Genomic DNA, 22,827 nt, shown 5'->3' with positions numbered 1-22,827 from the left:
GTGCCACATTTCAGAAATGTGGCACGTCAAAAGTATGCTTATTTTTATTTCTTATTAAACTCACGGTGGGCAACTTCCTCAAAAAGTCTTTCTTTTGGTAAGCTTTTAAAATATTCGTAAGTAATTTTCAAACCTTCTGCACGACTTACTTTTGGTTCCCAACCTAAGATTTCCTTCGCCTTTGTGATGTCTGGTTGACGTTGTTTAGGGTCATCTTTCGGTAAAGGTCTATGCACAATTTTTTGGTCTGTCCCTGTCAATTTAATGATTTCTTCAGCAAATTCATTCATCGTAATTTCTGACGGATTTCCAATATTTACTGGATAAGCATAATCAGATAATAATAAACGGTAAATACCTTCTACTAAATCATCTACATAACAAAACGAGCGAGTTTGAGTACCATCTCCAAAAATAGTAAGGTCTTCACCACGCAATGCTTGACCGATGAATGCCGGCAATACACGTCCGTCGTTGAGTCGCATCCTTGGCCCGTATGTATTAAAGATACGTACGATACGAGTTTCTACACCGTGGTAAGTATGATAGGCCATTGTCATGGCTTCTTGGAAACGCTTGGCTTCATCATATACTCCACGAGGTCCAACTGGGTTTACGTGTCCCCAATACTCTTCAGTTTGTGGGTGAACCTGCGGGTCGCCATAAACCTCTGATGTTGAAGCAATAATTACCCTTGCTTTCTTTACACGAGCCAAACCAAGACAGTTGTGAATTCCGAGTGAACCCACTTTTAGGGTCTGAATCGGAATCTTCAAATAATCAATCGGGCTTGCTGGTGAAGCAAAATGTAAGATATAATCAAGTTCACCCGGAACGTGAATAAATTTACTTACATCGTGGTGATAAAACTCAAAATTTGGATGTTTGAACAAATGTTCGATATTGCGTAAATCTCCTGTGATTAGGTTATCCATCGCAATGACATAGTGTCCTTCTTTGATAAATCTATCGCAAAGGTGCGAACCCAAAAAACCCGCACCGCCTGTTATTAATACTCTTTTCATACGCCCCCTAACCCCCGATGGGGGAATTTTAGTTTTATGTTTACAAATGAAACGTCTATTAAAAAATTAATATATGTGTAGAACCTCCTATTAACAATTATGTTTTACCAAAATTGTTTTTATATTCCCCTTTAGGGACAGTCCGCCGTTGCGGTTAGGGGTTTTACTTCACAGTTTCTCTACCAACTGAGAAATAAGTATAGCCTAAGTCACGCATATCTTTTAGTTCGTAAAGGTTACGGCCATCAAAGATAACTTTATTTTTGAGGGCAACTTCCATTTTATCGAAATCTGGTGTACGGAATTCTGGCCATTCGGTCATAATCATCAAGGCATCAGCTCCTTCAATGGCTTCATAAGGGCTTTTAGCATATTTTACTTTTTTGCCAACTACGCCACGTACGTTTTCCATTGCTTCAGGGTCATATACTACCACTTTTGCACCTGCTTTACGCAATTCTTTGATATTATACAAAGCTGGAGCTTCACGAATATCATCAGTGTGTGGCTTAAAGGCTAATCCCCAAAGAGCAATCGTTTTGCCTTTCAAATCGCCATCAAAATGGGCTTTGATGTGCGGCATCATTTTGGTTTTTTGCTTTTCGTTTACTTTCATTACTGATTTCAAGATTTTGAAATCGTAATCAAACTCATTAGCCGTTTTTTCCAAAGCTTGTACATCTTTCGGGAAACAACTTCCACCGTAACCAATTCCCGCAAATAAGAAACGCTTACCAATACGGCTATCAGTACCGATACCTTTACGAATTGCATCAACATCCGCACCCGCTCTTTCGCATAGGTTAGCAATTTCGTTCATAAACGTAATCTTCATTGCCAAAAATGCATTCGCTGCATATTTTGTCATTTCGGCCGAACGCTCATCCATAAAGATAATAGGATTTCCTTGACGCACCAACGGAGCGTAAAGTTTTTCCATCACTTTTTTAGCTTTTTCGGAAGTCGTACCGATAACTACACGGTCAGGCTTCATAAAATCTTCAACGGCAACACCTTCACGCAAAAACTCGGGGTTTGATACTACATCAAACTCAACTTTTGCATTTTTGGCTACACGCTCACGTACTTTTTCGGCTGTGCCTACTGGTACTGTACTTTTATCAATAATTACTGCATAACTTTCGAGCAATGGTCCAAGGTCATTGGCTACACCCAAAATATATTTCAAATCGGCCGAACCGTCTTCACCTGGAGGTGTAGGCAATGCCAAGAAAATCACCTGAGCATCTTTGATTCCTTCGGCTAAATTTGTTGTAAAATTCAAACGTCCTTCTTTAGTGTTACGGTCGAAAATTACATCTAAACCTGGCTCATAGATAGTTAATTTTCCTTTGCGAAGCTTTTCAACTTTACGCTCATCAATATCTACACAAGTTACTTGGTTGCCTGTTTCTGCAAAACAAGTACCAGTTACGAGGCCAACGTATCCTGTTCCTACTACGGCTATTTTCATAAGTCAAAACTCCCAGCCCCAAAGGAGAGGTTTTAAAATTAAATCGTTTGTTGAGGCATTTTCAAACGACTGGATTTAATATTATTTAATCTTTAGTTTTCTTGTACAAATGTATAACTTTTTTTAGAAACAAAAATTTTATTCAAATAAAAAAAATAAAAATTTACTCTGAAAAAGTGGACTTAATAACAAATCACTGTCTTTAAGTGCATATTTTTGAAACAAAAAATCATTTTTTTATTATTTAAAGGCAGCATTAATTATAGTAAAAAATAAAGATTTATTAGAAGGTGTATTTTCTCTTGTGTAAAAATAAAATACAATAATTTCGATGTTTTATCGCTTTTATTAGAATTTTCGTTCGTATATACTTGCACAGACAAGCTATTCTTTCGTAAATTCACCACTTTAATCTAATTGTCAATCCTAAAAGAACATCTTACATTGAATAGAAGAGATGCCATACAAAGAGTAGCCTACCTGATGGGAGGTGCTTTGTCTGCCCCAACAATGATTGCGATGCTCGAAGGCTGCAAGTCGAATACTGCAACCGAAGCTGCAACCTCTTTTGCCTTATCGACTGACTATAAAGGTTTAGTTGCCGAAATCGCCGAAATCATTATCCCGAAAACAACAACCCCAGGTGCTAAAGATGCTGGTGTTGGACCATTCGTTGAAATGATGCTGAAAGACTGTTACAAACCTTCGCAACAAGAACATTTTGTGAAAGGTCTTGATGCACTCGAAGAAGAATCTAAAAAAGCTAATGGTGGCAAAAAATTCTTGGAAAGTACACCTGAGCAACAAACTGCTCTTTTGAAAAAATTCGAGGCGATGGCAAACGATGAAGCTAAGAAAAATGAAACAGCCAAGAAAATCGTAGATGCCGAAACTGGCCTTGCAAAAGAAAATAAAGGCAAAGAAGAAGCTCCACCAGTGCCATTCTTCAAAATAATGAAAGAATTGACGCTTTTGGGATACTTTACTTCGGAAGTTGGTTGCAAACAAGCACTGGCTTATGTCGAGGTTCCAGGTAAATACGAAGGCTGTGTAAAAATGACTCCAGGACAAAAAGCTTGGGCGTTGTAATTAAGGGTTTAGCTTTTAGGAAATTAGGATTTAGATAAAAAACTAAAGCCTACCGCCAAATCTTTTAATGTTCGAGGTTATTAGTAATGGAAATTTAGGAATAAAGAAAAATCCAATACCTAAATCCTACTACCTAATTCCTCAATGAAAAATACTTAAAAAATAATCTATTCAATCTGATGAATATTCAAGGTAAAGAAAAAGAAAAAATGACTTATGACGCCATCGTTGTAGGATCGGGAATCTCAGGCGGCTGGGCTGCCAAAGAGTTATGTGAGAAAGGCTTAAAAGTGTTGATGATTGAGCGTGGACGTGATATTAAGCACGTAGAAGGATATGAAACTGCCATGAAAAACCCTTGGGATTTTCCGCACCGTGGAAACATGGATAACATGGCAAGAGAACAATATTGGGCGAGTGTTCGCACAGGCTATACTGGCCGTGAAGAACACCGCCACATGTTTGAAAACGATAAAGAAAACCCATATTTGGAGAAAGCTGGTCGTGGTTTCGACTGGATTCGTGGGTATCACGTGGGTGGTCGCTCATTAATGTGGGGACGCCAAAGCTACCGTTGGAATGAAAAAGACTTTACCGCAAACCTTGAAGATGGTCACGGTATCGACTGGCCGATTCGTTATAAAGATTTAGCTCCGTGGTATAGCTACGTTGAGAGTTTTATCGGTGTAAGTGGTACAAAAGATGGTTTGGATGTATTACCCGATGGAAATTTCCAACCTGGAATGGATATGAACTGCGTTGAAAAAGAGTTTAAATCGAGAGTTGCTAAGAAATTTGGTGGTCGTGCCGTTACAATCGGGCGTACAGCTCACTTGACTGCCCCAACTAAAATACAAACTGATTTAGGTCGTGCATCTTGTCAATTCCGTAATGCTTGTATGCGTGGTTGCCCTTATGGTGGTTATTTCAGCACGCAGTCTGCTACTTTGCCAGCCGCTAACAAAACTGGTAATTTGACATTGACTACCGATAAGATTGTTCACCAAGTAATTTTTGATGACGAAAAAGGCAAAGCCGTTGGTGTAAAAGCCATCGACCAAAATACAAAAGAAGAATACGAATATTACGCAAAAATCATCTTCTTGAATGCTTCGGCTATCAACTCTTCATGGATTATGATGCAGTCGAAGTCGAAAACTCACCCGAATGGTTTGGGGAATGAGTCTGACCAATTGGGCAGAAATATCATGGACCACCACTTGGCGGTAGGTGCTTCGGGTACTTTCGAGGGCATGGAAGATATGTATTATTATGGCCGCCGTGCGAATGGAATTTATGTTCCACGCTTCACAAACTGGGGTAGCGACAAGAAACGTGACTTCGTGCGTGGATTTGGCTATCAAGGTGGTGCAAGCCGTGCAAGTTGGGGACGTGGTGGCCAAATGGACGGTTTCGGTGCTGACTTCAAAGAAGCCATGACGCAAGTTGGACCGTGGTCTTTTAATATTGGTGGTTTTGGTGAAACATTGCCAGATGCCAACAACCGCTTCACGCTTTCTGACCAAAAAGACAAGTGGGGTTTACCAGTTGTGCAGTTTGATGCTGGTTGGGGAGAAAATGCCTTAAAAATGCGTGTAGCAATGATGAACGAAGCAGCCGAAATGCTCGAAGCAGCTGGTATGAAAAATATCAGCACTTATGATGACCGTAGCAAAAACCCAGGTATCGGTATTCACGAAATGGGAACAGCCCGCATGGGACGTGACCCTAAAACTTCGGTATTGAATGGAAACAACCAAGTTTGGGGAGCAAGCAACGTATTCGTAACTGACGGTGCAGCGATGACTTCGGCATCTTGTGTAAACCCATCGCTTACATACATGGCTCTTACGGCTCGTGCAGCAGATTTCGCTGTGAGTGAGTTGAAGAAAATGAATTTGTAGTAGGTTAATCTATGGACGATAGTCGATAGACCATAGTTATATAAAACAGCGAATTTGCCTTTGGGTGAGTTCGCTGTTTTTTGTTTTATCGCGTAGAGGGATTTAATATTGGTAGAAATAAAATGGAATGACAATAAAAGGCATGCCGTAGGTATGCAACCAAACGAGATAATTAACTTTGTTTTCGAGGAATGATTACCTTGAATTGTTGCGTTTCTACTTCGTTGTATAATTCAATGTCTGGGTGTAATTGCAAAGCTCTAAAAACTCCCGAACCAATGCCACGGTAAGGTAAAAGTTCGCTGGCAAATTTGGTTATAATCGGATTTCGAGGCACAGCCACGCCCATCTTTACATTTTCGGTAGTGAGATGATTTGGCAAAACACCTGGACTAATGATTTCGATACGATTTTGGAAAATAAATAGCCTTATCGGGGCATTTCGACTATAATCTCTATGAATAAGGGCATTCATTATCAATTCTTCCAAAGCGATTTCTGAAATTTCAAGTTCGCCTTGCGAGTTGAAACCTTGTTTGTTTTGTAGTTTCAAGAGATTCGATTTCAAAAAATCCATCGAAAAACGAAATTGTCTTTCCAATGTTCCTGTGATATCATCGCTTGATAAATACTTCGTATCTGTTATGTCATTGCCATAAAAACTTACTGCTTTTACAATAAAAGTAGGCTGAAAAAGCTGAGGATTTTTACTAAAAAACAATAAACCTGTTAAAGTAAGCTCGTTTTTGTAAGCCAGTTTTAAATTATCAAGTAATTGAGCAATAGTAATTTTTTGCTGCTCTAAATGCTCAAAAATATTTTGTTTAAACTTAGTTTCGTAATAGACGTAGAAAGTAGATTTATCTAATTCTTGCTCGACATTTGCCCCTCTGATGGGCAGTTCTTCGGTATGAAATGACCCACTTTCTTGTAATAATCTTGATAGTTCGGCTTGTGAAAGAATTCGTTTATCAGCACCTGATTTTGTCAAGTATTTGCCTTGCTTGGTGCAGTAGGGCTTTTGTAAACCTTCTTCTACTTCTATGATAAAAACGATTTTTTCGTCAATTTCTTCTAAAACAGTGGTGACATGAACGGGCGGAATTACATTTTCGCTACAAGCATTTGATACTAAGTTGTTTAGCTTCCGAATATCGTCTTGGCTTACGCCTTGTACTACATTTTTATCATCGACACCGATAAAAATAAAACCACCTTTGGCATTAGAAAAAGCCACTAATTCTTCGGCCAACGAAATGGTATTTTCGATTTTTACCTTGAATTGGTGTTGAGAGTCTTCGCCTAATCGGATTCTCTTTTCTATGTCGGCAACGCTTAGTTTCATTCTTTATAAATGAAAAATCTGGTGATAAAGTTCAATCATTTTAGGTACTTTGGTGGCAATTTCGGCGGGTAACAGGCCGATTCCTACCCAATCTTTCACTTTTTTTGCTTCGTTGAAAATTGCTGTAATTGTACTTGTAGCAGCTTTTACTTCGCTTGGTTTGGTTGCTTCTTCTAACTCAAATAATTCTTTTAAGGCAATCATAAAATTATTTTGCCACTCGCTATTGGCTTGCGAAGCGAGCTTCATTTCAGTTAATAATTCTTGCAGTTCTTTCAGGTCAGGGTTTTGAGCATAATTATTCACAAAGCTATTTTTAGAGCCAGTTCCTAAGCCCGACATTTGACCGTGATTAATGATATTGCCGTGGAAATGCGTGATGTTTTTTTCGTCTTCCATCTTTTGTATGTTTTTAGGCGTTTCTACTATTTTCAGAATATCGTTAATTTGATAATCTTTGGTTTCGGTCGAATACTCGGTTTTTCCTCTTCGTTTCAAACCTACCAAATGATTGTATTCAACCGTAACGTTTTCTTCGATTTCGAGGTATTCTTTTACTTCCAAACTTTTCATGGTTCGGTGAATACTTCTGAAATCTTCTCTTAAAATATCTAAATAGCCTTGTGGGTGCTTGCCTTGTAGCCAAATATCAATACGGCGGTCGTTCTGCTCAACTAAGGCAACGCAAGGCTCAACATTGGTTGCTTCTTGCAAGATAATTCCTTTGTTCCAATAAAAATTTTCTTTCAAAATATCGGCAAAACGCTGCACAATGAAGCTATGAATCAAAAACGAAGGCAGACCGTTATCGTACTGAAAATAATAATGCAGGGCATCTTTTTTATAGACATTTCGGCGAAGTCCGTCGGGGGTGTCTTCTCTGAATGCCGCTGGAATGTACAGTATTTCTTCGTTACGGTCGAAATACGCTACTTTGAACTGCTCCATCATTTCGATGATGTAATCGTAGTGAGCCACTTCGTAGCGGTATTGTTCGGAGCTTTCAGGTTGGAGAATATACCGCAAATCTTCTTTTTTGATTTTGCCCAAATATTGAGCAGTACGGTCGTGCGTGATGATGCGATAAATGCCATCGGTCAGCCACTCGGGGTTCAGAATTTGCAGACTACGCAGATTCGGTCTATCAAAAAAACGCACCGTGCCGAGTAGATTTAGGTATTTCAATAAATCGTCTTCGGTTTCGGCAACAACATCATTTTCTTTACAAATCTGCAAATAAGTTTCATTGCTCAGATACGGTACTTTTTTGGCGTATTTTTCTTCCAAATTTTGCTTCACATCAAAATAGCTTTTGGGTACTTCTTGATGAATGTATGGCAAACTCATTAAGGTTTGACGAATGGACTTTTCTAAGGCCTCCATCTGCTCTACAAAAGGTTTATTGCCCTGCGAAGCCTCTTTGATAGAAACCCGAAAAGTATTGATATAGCGTTTGGCGTAATCTTCGGAAATAAGATTGGTCGTGATTTTAGCACTCGGATGTGCCTCAATTTTATTGATAACGATAATAAAAGGCGAATCGGGGGCGTAATTATTGAGATATGATAAATATTTGTCGGGTTGCTCATCGGTTTCGGCATTGAGCAGAATGATGTAAAGCGTACCTTCGGTTAAGAAAAATTGGTGAATAGATTGTTGGATTTCCTGCCCACCAAAATCCCAAAAATTGATGCAATAATCATTTGTTTTGCCTTGATACTCTTCTTTTATTCGCCATTTTTCGAGATTTACGCCTTTGGTCATTACTCGGTCTTTCTCAACAAATGGTTTTCCCAGCAGATATTCCATTAAGCTGGTTTTTCCAGAAAAAGGTTCTCCAAGAAATACTAATTTGGCTTCATTAAAAGGTTTTTTGCCTTTTTTTAGGTTATCGTAATAAGCCAATAAACCTTCTCTGCCACCACTTTCAATGGCTTGTTTTATTTCGGGGTTTAAAGGGTTGTTACCCAAATTTATCCTTTTTCTCCTACTAATGCCTGATAATGAATAATTTAATTGTATTTGTCTAACAAAATTTTCAGAAATATCACTAATTGAATTATAACTTAAATCAAGATGAGTCAATTTCTTTAAATTAGCTAAAGGAGAAACATCAGTAATCCTATTATTTTCTAAATAAACTTTAGATAAATTAACTAAATTTTTAAGAGGAGAAATATCAGTAATTTGATTTCCACTCAAGTATAACTCTCTTAGTCCTTTTAAATTAGCTAAAGGAGATATATCTGTGATTTGATTATCGGATAAAAAGATTACAGATAAATTTTTTAAATTAGATAAAGAAGTAATGTCAGTAATTTGATTATGAGTTAATAAAATACTTATGACTTTCCCATCCAACGACATGTAATCATATATCTCAAATCCCCACTCTCTCTCTAACCTTATTATTTCCCTTGGCTTTTTCATTACTTCAGCTTTGTTTTTATACAAAAAAACAAAAAAGGCGAGAATAAAAAAAGGTATTTGCCTAAATGGCTATTTTTGTGGTAGTCAAATGTGGCACACCTCCTTTATGGCATCTAATAGCTGTGTCACATTTATTGGTTCTTGAAACACTTTTTGCTCTGCACAAGTTTGAAACTTGTGCTACAATACTGAAACATTCATGCAAAAACGCCCCAAACGCCTCACTTATACCAAATATATTCTGCTTATTTTCTTGCTTGTCTCGGCGGCGGTGTATGGGTATTTTATGAAACGAACACCCGTTTTGTGGGGCTACCATGAGTTTTATTTTACACCTAAAAAATATAAAAATACGCTACATCAACTGGCTGATAAACGTAAGGAGTTAGCTTCTAACAGTGATAATCGTAGTCAAGTATTTATTCGTCAGTTTCGTAGTTTAATGCCTTTTTGGTACGGTACTCGTTATTCGTTTTATGGGCAAACCCAAACTCCAGGGAAAGGGAAAATTGCCTGTGGCTATTTCGTGACAACGGTTTTGGAGGATTTGGGCTTGAAAATCGAGCGGAACAAACTCGCACAGCTACCTTCGGAAGAAATGATAAAATCGCTTGTTGGAAAAGAGTCGATACGTAGGTTTAGTCGATATGCTATTACTGATTTTTTGGCGGGTGTCCGAGAAAATGGCACTGGGCTTTATGTAGTCGGGCTTGACACGCACACGGGTTTTCTGCTTTACCAAAACAACGAAATGCGTTTTATTCATGCCAGCGGAAGGTTTCCGTTTGCGGTCGTAAATGAGCGAGCCAAAGAGTCTATTATTTTGGGCAAATCGAATTACCGAATTATCGGAAAACTGAGCGATGACGAAAAGGTTTTGCAGAATTGGTTGTCGAATCAAGAGTAAACGCTATATTTAGCGATACAATCCTAAAAACCGTTCCTATGAAAAACCTAAAACTCATCCTGACTTATCTTTTCGGTGCTTTTTTGATTTTTGGGGGTATCAATCATTTCATCAAACCCGAAATGTATGCTCCGTTTATTCCTGATTTTCTGCCAAGTTTGGCGGTCAATTATTTAACTGGAATCGCAGAAATTGCTGTGGGTATGGGCGTATTCATTCCTCGTTTTCGCTCAATGGCTACGCTCGGAATCTTGATTATGATGTTAGTGTTTTTGCCGCTTCATATCTTTGATGTATTCAAAGAAAATCCTGCAATTGGTAGCCATCAAGCGGCTTTGATTCGACTGCCGTTGCAGTTTGTATTGATTGCTTGGGCGTGGTATATCCATAAAAAAATAGCTTCCTACACTAAATAGAAAGCTATTTTTTATGAGGGTAGTTTATTTCAAGAATGAGCGTATCATCCAAGCCATTTTTTCGTGTTTTGCCAAAACTCCCGTTAAGAAATCAGTTGTTACGGGGTCTTTTAAATCTTCAATGTCATCAATGTCTTTACGGAGATTCTTACAAAGAGTTTCTTGGTCGGCTAAAAGCACTTTCATTTGTTCGGTCTGATGCTCATTGCACGGGCCTTCGGTCAGGCGAGCGACAGATAAAAACTCTTTCATTGTGCCAATTGCCTGATACCCCAATTGAGTGATACGTTCGGCAATTTCATCAATGGTTTCGGTCAGAATTTCGTAATGAGATTCGTAGAACTTGTGTATTTCCATAAAACTTGGCCCAGTGATATTCCAATGATAATTGCGAGTTTTGATGACCAATACGTGTTCGTCGGCCAATAATGTCGATAAAATATCAGTTATTTTTTGACTTTCGCTTTTGGGTATTCCAATACTTGCTTGCATGAATTTAGTTATTTTAAAGTTGATTGATAAGGGTGTGTGCGAAATTGAGTTTCGTCAGAAACTTTACTTATTGAGTAATATCTAAAGCTGCAATTTCAGATTTGGTGTCGGTATTGGCTTTCATCAATGACCTAATAATATCTAAAGATTCGGCAATAATTGTTCGCTGTACGATTAATAAAGCCCGCAATGGCTCGCTAAGTTCGTTCATTTCTAAAGCCAAATCATAAGCCTTGATGGCTTGGGTATCACCAAACTCGCACGAGTTTAAGATTGTGTGTCGATTTTTAGAGCTAAGTGCAGCTTTGAAATCCAACCAAACTTGATGTATTTTTCCTAAGAATGTACTCGAAGTACTTGGCTCGCCACCGATTTTTACGACATACTCGGCCAATGATTCAGCAAAACCATCGCTTTCGTTGATAATACTACCAAATAATCCTTGCAGGTCTTCTTGAGTAACATCAGTTATTGCTTTCTTGTAGCCATCAATTCTACTATGATTGATTTCTATCAGCTCGTTGAGGGTATCTCTGAGCGTGTCGTGTTGTGTTTTCATAGTATTTATTAAATTTAAAAGTTGTGTACCCAAAATTTAGTACATTGTAAACTAAATGCTTATAATCTTTATGTCCTATTTCCAGAGGAGAACATCCATAAAAACCTTTTTGCCATTGAGTTTACAATGATTTCAATATAAAAAACTGATGATTTGAAGCATAGCAGAAGCCAATCTCATACATCAGGCATGAACTTTCTTTATACGACTAAAGTTATGTTTGATTTTTTTCAAGTAATCAACTTTTCGTTCGTATTCAGAGTTCATATTTTTCACTACTCCCGAATTAAAAAGGCTGAAGTGTTTTGAAAAGAAAATCAGCGAAAAAGAGGTTAATAAACCCGCTATTAAAAATCCAATTAAAATGACAGCTTCCATAATTTTATTTTTTTTATAGTGAATAAATATGAACTATCTTCTTTTAAATATTAGACTTTGCCTCTACGAATAAAACCTACCAGGAATGATATGATGGCTAAAACCAACAAGACGTGAATAATTCCAGTAGCACTGTAAGCAAAAGCACCGATTAGCCATCCAATGACCAAGATTACGGCGATGATATACAAAATTGAACGCATAGTTGTAATGGTTTAGAATGTGAATGTTTTGACTGTTGCTTATACCGATAAAATTTCTATTCCATTGATTATAAGGCCAAAAACTGAGGAAATATATAGTAATGTGTATATGTTTTGTGGAAAAAAATACCCACCTCATCTACTGGTATAAAATTTTGTTTTGATAAGATAGAAGTCATTATAAAAAATGACTCAGATAATGTTTCACTTACCTATATATACATATCATGAAATATTTAAAACTTATAAAAAATACTTTCGAAGGCTTTATGAATGATAATGCCTTTAAGTTGAGTGCTTCGTTGTCTTACTACACTTTGTTTTCGTTAGCTCCAATGATACTCATATTTTTATCGGTAGTTGGTTTTTTTTACGGACAAGATGCTATTAAAGGACAACTCTACGGACAAATAGATGGTCTGATTGGCAAAGAAGCTGCTTTACAGGTGCAGCAAATGGTACAAAAAGTTGAGCTTTCTGGTAAGACTGGTTTTGCAGGAATTGTTGGATTTGTGATGCTTTTTGTTGGAGCAACTGGTGTTTTTGCCGAAATACAAGATTCTATTAATCAGATTTGGTCGCTTAGGGCCAAACCCAAAAATGGAATTTTAAAATATTTGACAAATCGCTTTTTGTCGTTTTCCTTAATAGTTTCTTTGGGGTTTTTATTCATTGTTTCGCTTTTGGTTAATACTTTGCTCGAGGCATTTAGCCAGAGGTTGGCATTACTTTTCACAGAGTCAACCGTTCATTTATTTACAATAGTTAATTTGGGCGTAATATGGGTAGTAATGACACTGCTTTTTGCAATTATTTTTAAAGTATTACCCGACGGCAGAGTAGCTAACAAAGATGCCCTAATGGGAGCGGGTGTAACGGCTTTATTGTTTATGATAGGAAAATATTTGATTGGATTTTATTTAGGTCAATCAAACATTTCAGATATTTATGGAGCTGCGGGGTCGATAGTTATCTTGCTAACATGGGTATATTACTCTTCATTAATTTTGTTTTTTGGTGCTGAGTTTACCAAAATCTACGCTTTTGAATATGGGGAGGGTATAAAACCTGCCTCATACACGGTATTGATTAAACAAACTGAAGTTCAATCAACTCAAAAAAATGTTGAAAACATTGTTAAATGAAAATTAGTCTTAGTTTATAACATATAGCTGAATAGAAAACGAATGAGTATAGACCGTGGTAGTTTTATGTACTTTAAATTTTTAAAATTATGAATACTATAGCTAAACAAATAGGTGTAAAAACCTTACAGATTCTCAATTGGGGCTTTTTTTTGATAATGGTAGCCACTAATTATTTAGCCAATGCTGTGCCGTTTAACGATAAAACCACTGGACAGCTCTCTGACCAATATCCAAATCTTTTTGTGCCTGCGGGCATCACGTTTTCGATTTGGGGGATTATTTATCTGTTATTATTGATTTTTTGCGTAAAACAAAGTAAGAATCTCTTCAGCCAAACACCCGACCCATCGACCAACGCTTTGGTCGATAAAATCGGACTCCGATTTGTGGTGAGTTGTATCCTAAATAGTCTTTGGATACTCTATTGGCACTACGAGCATTTGTTCTTTTCGGTAATAATCATGCTTTCATTATTGATTATACTGCTTGATATTGCTCGTAGAATTAATTTTCTTAGTAAAAACACCGAAATACATATTCCGATGGTAGCAAAAGCGGCTTTTGGAATGTATCTTGGCTGGATTTGCATTGCCACAATTGCCAATATCACGGCAGTGTTAGTATTTTTCGGTTGGGATGCTTTTGGTCAAAGTGAGACTTTCTGGACTTGCCTGATGGTAATTATAGGGGCGTTGGTAGTTAGTTTTACGCTTGCAAAAGTCAACAATGCCTTTATCGGAGCAGCCGTTTTATGGGCATTTGTGGGTATCATCATCAAACGAATTGAAGCCCCCGAATATCACCGATTCATTGTCTGGATAACGGTTTTTGCCATTATTATCGTGGTTACGAGTATTTTTATTGAAACCACCAAAGCGGCTTTTCGGAAAGTTTAAATCTGCCCCAGCAAGCATATAAAAAACTTGCTGGGTTTGATTATCAACCTTTTGGAAGTGGAAATGCAATTGTAAAAGCCGTACCGATACCCAACTCCGATTCTACTTCTACTCGTGCGTTATGCAACTGCAAAATTGTGAGTGTTGCGGCTAAACCTAAGCCCAAACCGTTGGTTTTGAGCGTAAAGTAAGGTTCAAAAAGTCGATTGAGGTTTTCGGGACTGATACCTACGCCATTGTCTTTGATGGTAACGAAACAATAACCATTCTGATTTGTAGTTTGAATCGTAAGTTGACCTTTCTCGGTTTCCATTGCTTCTACTGCATTGATAATCAGATTAATCAATGCAATTTTAATTTTCGATTGGTCGAGGTTAAGCCTACAATCTTCGCCAAAATTCTTGATTAATGTAATCTTTTTCAAATTGATTCGGTCAATGGATTCGTTTAATGCTCTTTCAATTAATTCAATGATTGAAATCGAGGTCAGGATAGTTTCTTGCGGCTTAAACGACTCTAAAAGTTCGGTAATTAAGGTATTGATTCTGAGGCTGTTTCGCCTAATAATATCTGTAAATAGTTTGAGGTCTTCGTCGGCTAATTCGGGTTCGAGTTGGTCGAGTGAGAGATGAATATTAGTCAACGGATTTCTGACCTCGTGGGCAAGTGTACGTGCCAAACGTGCCGTAGAGGCTGATTTTTCGGCCAAAAGTCGGTCACGTTCAAGCTTTTTTCTTGATGTAATATCCTGAATGACAATCAGATAGTAGATATTACCCTCACTATCATTTTGTTTACTTGCACTAAGCGAGCAAAGCACTCGCTCGGTATTTTTATTGACCATCCAAATCTCGTAGTTTTCAATCGAATTGTTGGCTTCGAGAATTTGCTTAAATCTCAGATAGTCAGTAGTATCAGCAAAAAAGGTCCGAAAGCTAAGATTAGGTGAATCTGAGTTTTCGAAGCCCAATAAATCGTAGGCAGTTTTGTTATGATAAAAAATAAAGCCTTCAGTCGATTTTAAGACGATTGCTTCTTTCATTTGTTCAAAAATACTTTTGAGACGAGTTTCGTTTTCACGCAAACGCTTCACGGCTTCAGAACGCTCAAGAGCGTACCTGATGCAACGGTCGAGTTTTTCGGCATCTAAGTCGGTTTTTACCAAATAATCCATCGCTCCCAACCTCATGGCCTCGTTATCGACATGTTTATCGCCTTTACCCGTAAACAAGATTACAGGAGTATTGATACCCATCTCACTTACAGCTTTTAGTAAATCAATACCTGTTCTGACTCCCAAACGGAAATCGAAAAAACAAAGATCAAATTTAGTATGAGAAAGGTGTTTGATGCCCTCGTTGAACGAACTTGCCCAAATAATATCGAATTTCTTCGATGGAATTTCATTTAAATACTCAGATGTGAGATAAAAGTCATCTTCATCGTCATCAACAATTAGAAGTTTAACGGCTTTATTAATCATTTTTTGGGATTTTGAGGGAGTTGAACAATATCGAGCCAATAATGCCCTAATGTTTGGGCTATTTCGATAAAATCAGCAATTGTTACGGGTTTAGTTATGAAGCTATTAATGCCCAATTCGTAGGTTTTCAATACATCTTGCTCTGCCTTTGAGGTTGTAAGTGCTACTACTGGAATCAATTTTAATTTTGAATCTGATTTTATTACTTTTAATGCTTCACGACCATCCATTTTAGGCATATTCAAATCGAGCAAAATCAATGCAGGTTTCGGGAAATCTTCTGAATTTGCATATTTACTTTGCTGCTTTAAATAATCGAGCAGTTCGAGCCCATCATTAACAAAGCGAATGTCAACCAATAATTTACTTTCTTCAAAAGCTTCCTTTGTAAATAATTGATCATCTTCGTCATCATCAGCCACCAAAATCACCAATTTTTTTTTACTATTTGCCATGGTAAATTTTTATTTTTTTGTTGTAGGTAGATAAAATATAAAAGTTGCTCCTATACCTTCTTCACCTTTTGCAGTAATACATCCTCCGTGAGTTTCGACAATTTTTCGACAAATGGCTAAACCCAAGCCTGTTCCTTCATATTCTGTACGACCATGAAGGCGTTGGAAGATCGCAAAAATAGATTCGGCATATTTGGAGTCGAAGCCGATCCCATTGTCACTAATTGTAAACTGAAAATATTCGAGTAGCGGATTTAGATGTAAGGCTTTAAGACACTCCACCTTTTTGACTTTTTCGGCACTTATCTTTACAATCGGCGACACTTCGGCTTTTTTGAATTTCAAAGCATTTTCTATAAGATTTTGAAATAATTGTTGCATCTTAACGGCTTGTGCTTCAATAACAGGCAAATCGCCGACTATAATTTGAGCACTCTCGTTCTGAATCTTTATTTCTAAATCTTCTATTACATTTTTTACAATATCATTGAGAGATATTTCTTTTCGATTTTCGATTTCTCTGGATGCCCTCGAATAAGTCAATAAATCATCGATGAGTGTATTCATACGTTGAGAAGCATTGATCATTCGGTCAATAAAAAACTTCCCCTCTTCGCCCACTACATCTTTGTATTTTTTTTCTAGACGCTCACCAAAAGCTTTTATTTTTCGTAGTGGCTCTTGCAAATCGTGCGAAGCCACATAAGCAAATTGTTCTAACTCTTGATTACTTCGGTTGAGTGCCGCCACTTGACGTTCAAGTTCTCGGCGATAAGTTTCTATTTCGGTCAAATCGGCCGTTACGCCTATGGCTCTAAGTATACCTCCACCTTCGTCATATTGCACTCTTGCTCTAAGCATTACGTTTTTAACAAGGCCTGTCGAATCAATCACTCGATGTTCGATTTCATAAAAAGGTCTTTGTTCGGCCAAAACCTTTAATGTATAATCTCGTACTGCCTGAATGTCTTCTGGGTGCACAAAACTTGTGTAAAAATCAAGTGATACAATACTCTGCGGATAAAGATGAGAATCCAGCTCGAGTAGTTTAAACATACCCTCTGAGCATCTGAAATTAGATTCATTTATACTGAACTCCCAACTTCCAAATTTGAAGATAGATTCTGCCTCTTCCATTTGTGTATGCTGGCGTTGAAGCTGCAACATTTGGTCGTTCAAGGCTTTTTCGGCTTTTATCTTATGCGTATTATCAACCACCGAACCCATAATTACCGTAACGTTATTATTGACAAAGATTTGCATGCGTAAGAAAACATACTTAGTTTGTCCATCAATACTTATTACGGGATGCGTAATTTCGTGATAGGGCGTTCGAGAAGCAATAATACTATTTACCTCAGCTCGAAGACTTTCTCGCTCCGATGCTGGCACAAAATTATAGTAAAATCCGCGTGGTACTCGGTTATTTGGAAACTGTTCTTTTGCAATACCCAATAATTCAAAAAGTCCATCAGTCCATTTTACATAATCGCTTGTTTCAGTCATTTCCCATGATCCATATTGAAATACTCGCTCGGCATCATCATTATAAAGATCTCTGAACTCTAAAATTTCTTGTCTTAATATTTGCTCAGTAACGTCTTCGCCTATGAGCATTACAAATGTATTTTCGCCTTTATCGTTTTGTTGTAAAAGACTTGCTGAATATTTCAAGGTTCGAACCTCTCCATTTTTATGACGAAATGCCAATGTAAAATCATACTTTTCGCCGAAAATCATGGCATCAAACCTCTCCAAAGTATCTTTTGCGAATGCTGCTGCATTGGTATGAACCATGATTGGAGCAATGGAGTTACCCATAGCCTCAACATCTTGCTTGGAATACCCCAAGATATCAGTGATTCGGTCGCTTATAAAAACTATTTTGCGTAGCTTTAAATCATAAACATAAATAAGCTGTGGCAAGATTTTCACCAAACCTTCTATTTGCTTTGCAATCAACGAAAGCCCAAATGCACTACAACTGATTTTAGGATTATCCATACCTTAGTTAGTTATTCAGGTTTATTTGTTTCATTTTGTTGTAGAGCGTTTTTCGGTCAATGCCCAAAACTTCGGCAGCTTTGGTTTTATTGAACTTCACTTGCTTTAAAACGGCTAATATCATTTCATACTCAGCATCCAAAGCGGTTGACTTTAAATCAACTTTTGAGGGTAACGGACTGGCAGAGGCCACAGGCGAACTCATTGGAGTGGGCGGCGGCGAATAATACCTTGGAGTATCTTGTTGCACGGGTGCGGGCGAAGCACTGCTCGGCTCATTGAATAATAAACGATTATAATTGATAAGTTCGAAAGGTAATGTACCGACTTCAACAACATCAGACTCAGAAAGAAGAGTTGCTCGACGAATAACATTTCTCATTTCTCGTAGATTTCCTGGCCACGGATACTCCTGAAACGCACGTATAACTTCATGCGAAAAACCTCGTACGCTTTTGCCGAGTTCTTCGTTAGTTTTATCTAAGAAAAACTGAGCAAAGGCCATTAAATCTTCTTTTCGCTCTCGAATAGGCGGAACATCAATACTAAATTCATTGAAACGGTAGTACAAATCTTCACGGAATTTGCCTTTACGAGCGGCTTCGATGAGGCGTTCGTTGGAGGCGACTATAAGGCGAACATCAACGGACATTTCTTTATTTCCGCCGATTCTTCGTACTTTACGCTCCTGCACCACACGCAGCAACGATACTTGAATATCATAAGGTAGATTCCCGACTTCATCTAAAAAAAGTGTTCCTCCATCGGCCATTTCAAAGTGACCGATTTTTTGGGCTAATGCTCCTGTAAATGAGCCTTTTTCGTGCCCGAAGAGTTCGCTGGCAGCTAAATCTTTCGAGATTGCTCCGCAGTCCATTGCCACAAATGGTCCAGCAGCACGTTTACTTCGCTTATGAATTTCGAGAGCTACGGCCTCTTTGCCTGAACCACTTTCACCGTAAATCAAGACACTGTAGTTGGTAGGTGCAACCAAATCGACTTGCTTATATAAATGTACCGATTCGGGGCCTTCGCCGAAGATATAACTGGCCTTCTTATCTTTTCTGGCCGAGGTTGTTGTTTTACCTTCGGTATTATCAACTGAACTCTCAGCAATATGTACGTAATGCGTTGGCTGGCTCAGAGCCTTCTTGATAGTAAGCAAGATTTCGTCAGGAAAAAGTGGCTTCGTGATATAATCATAGGCCCCTTGTTTCATGACGTTGATAGCAATTTTTATATCGGAGTAGCCCGTAATGATAAGTACGGGCACATGCGGTAGCTTTTCTTTGATTTTCAATAAAATTGTGGCTCCGTCCATATCGCCCAGCCTAAAATCGGTTAGGACCAAATCGGGCGTGAAGGTTTCTAAGGTAGCTAAACCAGTAATACCATCATGAGCAATAGCCACATCATAGCCATTTTTGCTCAAAAAACGGCGTAATAATAAGCAAATATCGGTATCATCGTCGATAATTAAGATGCGTTGTGTCATAGGTAAGTAAATTTAAGGAAGTTATTTGTTTCGGGTATAATTATAAAGTTCGGCGGAGAGTTGATGGTAGAATACCCAGTATTTCTCGGTACTTCGCCACCGTCCGTCGTGCAATTTGATAGCCACGTTGAGATAATAATTCGGTCAACTGAAAATCATTCAAAGGATTATTTTTATCTTCTTTTGTTATTAATTCTTCTAAAACTAACTGTATCTGACGATTCGATACTTCTTCGCCATTATCGGTTTTCATGCCTTCGGTAAACAAATCTTTGAGATGAATAATACCGAATGGCGTTTGGGCGTATTTTCCGCTGGTAACCCGAGAGACGGTTGAAATATCCATCTTAATTTGGTCGGCAATATCCTGCAAAACCATTGGCCTTAGTAATCGCACATTACCAGATATAAAAAACTCTTTTTGTAATTTTACGATTGCCTTCATGGTTTTGAGCATCGTATTTTCTCGTTGCTGAATGGCCTCAATTAGCCAATTAGCGGCATTTATTTTAGAATTCAGGTAACTATTTGCTTCTTTTGAACCGCCTAATGCTTCCGAATATGATTTATTGATACTCAGTGGTGGAATTCCTCGACTATTGAGCGATACTTCAAGCAATTCTCCCTCAACGGTTATGATGTAATCAGGAATCACATTATCTTTTACGGTCAAGGTAGTGGCTGCTTGTCCACCCACCACTGGTTGTGGATTAAGCGTAGCTATCAAAGCCACCGCTTCTTTGATTTCGTCGATGCTAAATGTACACAAACGCTTCAATTTATCATAGTTTCGTGTAGCCAGCTCATCAAAATGGTCTTTTACAAGTTTTTGAGCAATAATGGCATTGGTGCATTGGCTGCGTTCTAACTGCATCAACAGGCATTCTTGTAAGTTGCTCGTACCTAAACCCACTGGTTCAAGTTTGTGCAGAATATCAATCAAATATTGAATTTCGGAATCATCAACGAACATTCCACTCGAAAACGACACATCATCCACCAACGAATCGAGGCTCACTTGCAGGTAGCCTTCATCGGTTAGCGAATCAACCAAATAATCGGCTAAAAAACATTGGCGTTCGGTATCAAGTAATAAATGAAACTGCTCCTTTACTTCATCTCGCCAACCGATACTTTCAACGAGTGTAGGTGCAAAGAAGGTGTCATCTTCCGAAAAATTATTTACTCGTGTGCGGTAGTCGGGCAGGTTATCGTCATGAAACTCGTCCCAGTCCATATAATCTTGGGTGCGGTCGTCGGTACTAAAATTTTCATCGGCAAGGTCATCGTTCTGGCTATTACCTTCTTCTAAAATCGGATTTTCTTCCAACTCATTTTTTATGTATTGCTCAAGTTCGAGCGAGTTCAGTTGAAAAAAATTCAACAACTGAATTTGCGAGGGCGAAATCTTGAGTGTCTGTTTCTGAGACTGAACGAAGTTAAGCATAGGAACAATTTTTTAGGGATTAAGTTTTTTTGATAAGGAAAAAAACATACCTAACTATCAGTTTATTAGAGATTTTAAGACGTCGTTTTTACAAAAAATTATGTTTTAAGGCAGAATTTACATAAAATTGTTTTGTTTTAGATGGATTATTGTAAAAATATTATTCAACTCATATCCTTCCTCAACAAAGATATTTATTGAGTAAACAAACATTCCCCAAAATGAAGAACTTTTTCCACAACACATTGGGCAATTTTTTCCCCAACAGCCTATCTACTTTCACACTACCAAAAGCTTTGCTCAGTTTTGTCTTTTCGATTATAATTAGTATTACGATGCTTAGCTTTTTAAGCTGGATAACCTACACGAATCTTCAAGAAATGGGAAAACGTACTGAGGACGTAACGCATACGTATCAGGTAAGATTTAAAAACAAAGAATTAATAAAACTTTTGGTTGATGCCGAAACAGGCCAAAGAGGTTTCTTGCTGACTAATAACGAAGACTTTCTTAAACCGTATCTCGAAAGTCAGGAAAGCATTGATTCTACACTTCACCAGCTATCTATACTCGTCAAAGACAATCATTTACAGGGCGAGCGACTGGATTCGATTAAGACACTGACCACGCTACGCTTAAAGGCAATGTCGGTAAATATTGACCGAATCAAGGGCGGAAAATCAGTTGATACGCTAAAGCTGTATTTAGGAAAGTTTTATATGGATAAAATACGACGTCTAAGTCAAAAAATTGATACCGACGAAGAACAATTGCTGCATTATAGAAACGAGCTTCAGAATGAAAGCGATAAAAACTTGACTTATTATTTACTAGGATTATCGGTAGTTACATTAGCTTTCTTAGCGATTTTCTTTAGATTGCTTTACCTTGAACTCCGTCAGCGGATTGCGTTGCAGATTACACTCGAAAATAAACTGACAGAAGTAGAACACACAAACGCCGAGCTCGAACAGTTTGCGTATATTACTTCACATGATTTGCAAGAACCTTTACGCAAAATTAGGGCTTTTGGCGAACGCCTCTATACTCGACAAACCAATGAGCTAAGCGAAGAAGCCAAAAACAATATCCTAAAAATTAATCAATCGGCCAGCCGAATGCAGCTTCTCATCAACGATTTGCTTACGTTTTCGAGAATCACCAACATGAAAGATTATGTTTTTGATGAAGTTGATTTAAATTTGATTCTGAATGAAACAAAAGAAGACTTTTCGGAGTTGATACATCAGAAAAAAGCAATGATTTACAGCAAACACTTGCCTACAATCAACGGAATAAAAGTACAGTTGATGCAGTTATTCAATAATCTTATTTCAAATTCTATCAAGTATAGTAGAGCCAACGTTAGTCCAATAATTGAAATAAAATATAAACAAGTAGTGGGAAGCGATATACCAAATGTTGAAGGAATAAAGCAAGAAAAGGTATATCATAAGATTACGTTTATGGATAACGGTATCGGTTTTGAAGAAAAATATAGCGAAAAAATCTTCACGATTTTTCAACGATTACACAATAAAAATGAATACGAAGGAACTGGAATAGGGCTGGCAATCTGCCGAAGAATTGTAACAAATCATAACGGACATATTATTGCTGAAGTAAAAAAGGAGTATGAAGGTGCAATTTTTCATGTATATTTGCCCTATTAAATTC

19 protein-coding genes are annotated in these 22,827 nt (G+C 37.8%); 7 read left to right on the top strand and 12 right to left on the bottom strand.

The window, feature by feature from the left end:
- Nucleotides 1-44: 44 nt before the first annotated feature.
- Both ABR854_RS06900 and ABR854_RS06895 read right to left on the bottom strand, forming a co-directional pair.
- Nucleotides 45-1,025: a UDP-glucuronic acid decarboxylase family protein gene (locus tag ABR854_RS06900; protein ID WP_350264651.1), complete on the bottom strand. Its 981-nt coding sequence runs from the start codon at nucleotides 1,023-1,025 to the stop codon at nucleotides 45-47.
- A gap of 163 nt (nucleotides 1,026-1,188) precedes the next feature.
- On the bottom strand, nucleotides 1,189-2,499 hold the full coding sequence (locus tag ABR854_RS06895; RefSeq protein ID WP_350264650.1) for a UDP-glucose dehydrogenase family protein: 1,311 nt from the start codon (nucleotides 2,497-2,499) through the stop codon (nucleotides 1,189-1,191).
- Between the two features lie 444 nt (nucleotides 2,500-2,943).
- Between ABR854_RS06895 and ABR854_RS06890 the strand changes: the two genes are divergently transcribed.
- Together ABR854_RS06890 and ABR854_RS06885 are read left to right on the top strand one after the other, a co-directional pair.
- The gene (locus tag ABR854_RS06890) at nucleotides 2,944-3,588 is read left to right on the top strand and encodes a gluconate 2-dehydrogenase subunit 3 family protein (RefSeq protein ID WP_350264649.1); all 645 of its coding nucleotides are present in this window, start codon (nucleotides 2,944-2,946) and stop codon (nucleotides 3,586-3,588) included.
- A gap of 179 nt (nucleotides 3,589-3,767) precedes the next feature.
- Complete coding sequence (locus ABR854_RS06885) at nucleotides 3,768-5,492, top strand: GMC oxidoreductase (protein WP_350264648.1); 1,725 nt, start codon at nucleotides 3,768-3,770, stop codon at nucleotides 5,490-5,492.
- Nucleotides 5,493-5,664: 172 nt separating this feature from the next.
- On the opposite strand, the gene ABR854_RS06880 is transcribed toward ABR854_RS06885, so the two are convergent.
- Nucleotides 5,665-6,837 (bottom strand): RNA/DNA-binding domain-containing protein, encoded by a 1,173-nt coding sequence (locus tag ABR854_RS06880; protein WP_350264647.1) that lies wholly within the window; start codon nucleotides 6,835-6,837, stop codon nucleotides 5,665-5,667.
- Nucleotides 6,838-6,840: 3 nt separating this feature from the next.
- Entirely contained in the window at nucleotides 6,841-9,267 is a 2,427-nt protein-coding gene (locus tag ABR854_RS06875) for a leucine-rich repeat domain-containing protein (protein ID WP_350264646.1), read from the bottom strand.
- 199 nt (nucleotides 9,268-9,466) lie between these two features.
- On the opposite strand from ABR854_RS06875, the gene ABR854_RS06870 reads away from it, so the two are divergent.
- Together ABR854_RS06870 and ABR854_RS06865 are read left to right on the top strand one after the other, a co-directional pair.
- Entirely contained in the window at nucleotides 9,467-10,174 is a 708-nt protein-coding gene (locus ABR854_RS06870; protein ID WP_350264645.1) for a hypothetical protein, read from the top strand.
- A gap of 38 nt (nucleotides 10,175-10,212) precedes the next feature.
- Nucleotides 10,213-10,590 carry a DoxX family protein gene (locus ABR854_RS06865; protein WP_350264644.1) on the top strand — a complete coding sequence of 126 codons (378 nt, stop codon included), beginning with the start codon at nucleotides 10,213-10,215 and terminating at the stop codon, nucleotides 10,588-10,590.
- Between the two features lie 24 nt (nucleotides 10,591-10,614).
- Here the strand turns inward: ABR854_RS06865 and ABR854_RS06860 are convergent, their stop codons facing one another.
- The 3 genes from ABR854_RS06860 to ABR854_RS06850 all read right to left on the bottom strand — a co-directional run bounded on the left by ABR854_RS06860 (nucleotide 10,615) and on the right by ABR854_RS06850 (nucleotide 12,222).
- Nucleotides 10,615-11,082 (bottom strand): Dps family protein, encoded by a 468-nt coding sequence (locus ABR854_RS06860; RefSeq protein WP_350264643.1) that lies wholly within the window; start codon nucleotides 11,080-11,082, stop codon nucleotides 10,615-10,617.
- A 67-nt stretch (nucleotides 11,083-11,149) separates the two neighbouring features.
- Nucleotides 11,150-11,641: a ferritin-like domain-containing protein gene (locus tag ABR854_RS06855; RefSeq protein ID WP_350264642.1), complete on the bottom strand. Its 492-nt coding sequence runs from the start codon at nucleotides 11,639-11,641 to the stop codon at nucleotides 11,150-11,152.
- 428 nt (nucleotides 11,642-12,069) lie between these two features.
- Nucleotides 12,070-12,222 (bottom strand): lmo0937 family membrane protein, encoded by a 153-nt coding sequence (locus ABR854_RS06850; protein WP_350264641.1) that lies wholly within the window; start codon nucleotides 12,220-12,222, stop codon nucleotides 12,070-12,072.
- Nucleotides 12,223-12,449: 227 nt separating this feature from the next.
- On the opposite strand from ABR854_RS06850, the gene ABR854_RS06845 reads away from it, so the two are divergent.
- Both ABR854_RS06845 and ABR854_RS06840 read left to right on the top strand, forming a co-directional pair.
- Complete coding sequence (locus ABR854_RS06845) at nucleotides 12,450-13,367, top strand: YihY/virulence factor BrkB family protein (protein ID WP_350264640.1); 918 nt, start codon at nucleotides 12,450-12,452, stop codon at nucleotides 13,365-13,367.
- Between the two features lie 89 nt (nucleotides 13,368-13,456).
- Nucleotides 13,457-14,266: a TspO-related membrane protein gene (locus tag ABR854_RS06840; RefSeq protein ID WP_350264639.1), complete on the top strand. Its 810-nt coding sequence runs from the start codon at nucleotides 13,457-13,459 to the stop codon at nucleotides 14,264-14,266.
- A 43-nt stretch (nucleotides 14,267-14,309) separates the two neighbouring features.
- Here ABR854_RS06840 and ABR854_RS06835 read toward each other — a convergent pair whose 3' ends face one another.
- The 5 genes from ABR854_RS06835 to rpoN are packed head-to-tail and all read right to left on the bottom strand — an operon-like array spanning nucleotide 14,310 to nucleotide 21,150.
- The gene (locus ABR854_RS06835) at nucleotides 14,310-15,749 is read right to left on the bottom strand and encodes a hybrid sensor histidine kinase/response regulator (RefSeq protein WP_350264638.1); all 1,440 of its coding nucleotides are present in this window, start codon (nucleotides 15,747-15,749) and stop codon (nucleotides 14,310-14,312) included.
- Nucleotides 15,746-16,204, bottom strand: coding sequence for a response regulator (locus ABR854_RS06830; RefSeq protein ID WP_350264637.1), 459 nt, complete (start codon nucleotides 16,202-16,204; stop codon nucleotides 15,746-15,748). Before ABR854_RS06830 ends, ABR854_RS06835 begins: the two co-directional genes overlap by 4 nt.
- Nucleotides 16,205-16,213: 9 nt before the next feature.
- Complete coding sequence (locus ABR854_RS06825; protein ID WP_350264636.1) at nucleotides 16,214-18,208, bottom strand: PAS domain-containing sensor histidine kinase; 1,995 nt, start codon at nucleotides 18,206-18,208, stop codon at nucleotides 16,214-16,216.
- A 7-nt stretch (nucleotides 18,209-18,215) separates the two neighbouring features.
- Nucleotides 18,216-19,703: a sigma-54-dependent transcriptional regulator gene (locus ABR854_RS06820; RefSeq protein WP_350264635.1), complete on the bottom strand. Its 1,488-nt coding sequence runs from the start codon at nucleotides 19,701-19,703 to the stop codon at nucleotides 18,216-18,218.
- Nucleotides 19,704-19,743: 40 nt separating this feature from the next.
- Nucleotides 19,744-21,150 carry an RNA polymerase factor sigma-54 gene (gene rpoN, locus ABR854_RS06815; RefSeq protein ID WP_350264634.1) on the bottom strand — a complete coding sequence of 469 codons (1,407 nt, stop codon included), beginning with the start codon at nucleotides 21,148-21,150 and terminating at the stop codon, nucleotides 19,744-19,746.
- 221 nt (nucleotides 21,151-21,371) lie between these two features.
- Between rpoN and ABR854_RS06810 the strand changes: the two genes are divergently transcribed.
- Complete coding sequence (locus ABR854_RS06810; RefSeq protein ID WP_350264633.1) at nucleotides 21,372-22,823, top strand: sensor histidine kinase; 1,452 nt, start codon at nucleotides 21,372-21,374, stop codon at nucleotides 22,821-22,823.
- Nucleotides 22,824-22,827 lie beyond the last annotated feature (4 nt).

Origin of the sequence: Emticicia sp. W12TSBA100-4 (assembly GCF_040253585.1) — a bacterium.
Classification (GTDB): Bacteria; Bacteroidota; Bacteroidia; order Cytophagales; family Spirosomataceae; genus Emticicia.
The sequence above is the reverse complement of the archived record's forward strand: the minus strand, read 5'-3'. Positions and strand labels throughout refer to the sequence as shown.

Bases quoted from the DNA above. Each gene is read 5' to 3' on its own strand.
- ABR854_RS06900 (WP_350264651.1), bottom strand. From the start codon at position 1,025: ATGAAAAGAGTATTAATAACAGGCGGTGCGGGTTTTTTGGGTTCGCAC.
- ABR854_RS06830 (WP_350264637.1), bottom strand. From the start codon at position 16,204: ATGGCAAATAGTAAAAAAAAATTGGTGATTTTGGTGGCTGATGATGAC.
- ABR854_RS06855 (WP_350264642.1), bottom strand. From the start codon at position 11,641: ATGAAAACACAACACGACACGCTCAGAGATACCCTCAACGAGCTGATA.
- ABR854_RS06865 (WP_350264644.1), top strand. From the start codon at position 10,213: ATGAAAAACCTAAAACTCATCCTGACTTATCTTTTCGGTGCTTTTTTG.
- ABR854_RS06880 (WP_350264647.1), bottom strand. From the start codon at position 6,837: ATGAAACTAAGCGTTGCCGACATAGAAAAGAGAATCCGATTAGGCGAA.
- ABR854_RS06850 (WP_350264641.1), bottom strand. From the start codon at position 12,222: ATGCGTTCAATTTTGTATATCATCGCCGTAATCTTGGTCATTGGATGG.
- ABR854_RS06840 (WP_350264639.1), top strand. From the start codon at position 13,457: ATGAATACTATAGCTAAACAAATAGGTGTAAAAACCTTACAGATTCTC.
- rpoN (WP_350264634.1), bottom strand. From the start codon at position 21,150: ATGCTTAACTTCGTTCAGTCTCAGAAACAGACACTCAAGATTTCGCCC.
- ABR854_RS06860 (WP_350264643.1), bottom strand. From the start codon at position 11,082: ATGCAAGCAAGTATTGGAATACCCAAAAGCGAAAGTCAAAAAATAACT.
- ABR854_RS06820 (WP_350264635.1), bottom strand. From the start codon at position 19,703: ATGACACAACGCATCTTAATTATCGACGATGATACCGATATTTGCTTA.
- ABR854_RS06835 (WP_350264638.1), bottom strand. From the start codon at position 15,749: ATGATTAATAAAGCCGTTAAACTTCTAATTGTTGATGACGATGAAGAT.
- ABR854_RS06870 (WP_350264645.1), top strand. From the start codon at position 9,467: ATGCAAAAACGCCCCAAACGCCTCACTTATACCAAATATATTCTGCTT.
- ABR854_RS06895 (WP_350264650.1), bottom strand. From the start codon at position 2,499: ATGAAAATAGCCGTAGTAGGAACAGGATACGTTGGCCTCGTAACTGGT.
- ABR854_RS06845 (WP_350264640.1), top strand. From the start codon at position 12,450: ATGAAATATTTAAAACTTATAAAAAATACTTTCGAAGGCTTTATGAAT.
- ABR854_RS06810 (WP_350264633.1), top strand. From the start codon at position 21,372: ATGAAGAACTTTTTCCACAACACATTGGGCAATTTTTTCCCCAACAGC.
- ABR854_RS06875 (WP_350264646.1), bottom strand. From the start codon at position 9,267: ATGAAAAAGCCAAGGGAAATAATAAGGTTAGAGAGAGAGTGGGGATTT.
- ABR854_RS06885 (WP_350264648.1), top strand. From the start codon at position 3,768: ATGAATATTCAAGGTAAAGAAAAAGAAAAAATGACTTATGACGCCATC.
- ABR854_RS06825 (WP_350264636.1), bottom strand. From the start codon at position 18,208: ATGGATAATCCTAAAATCAGTTGTAGTGCATTTGGGCTTTCGTTGATT.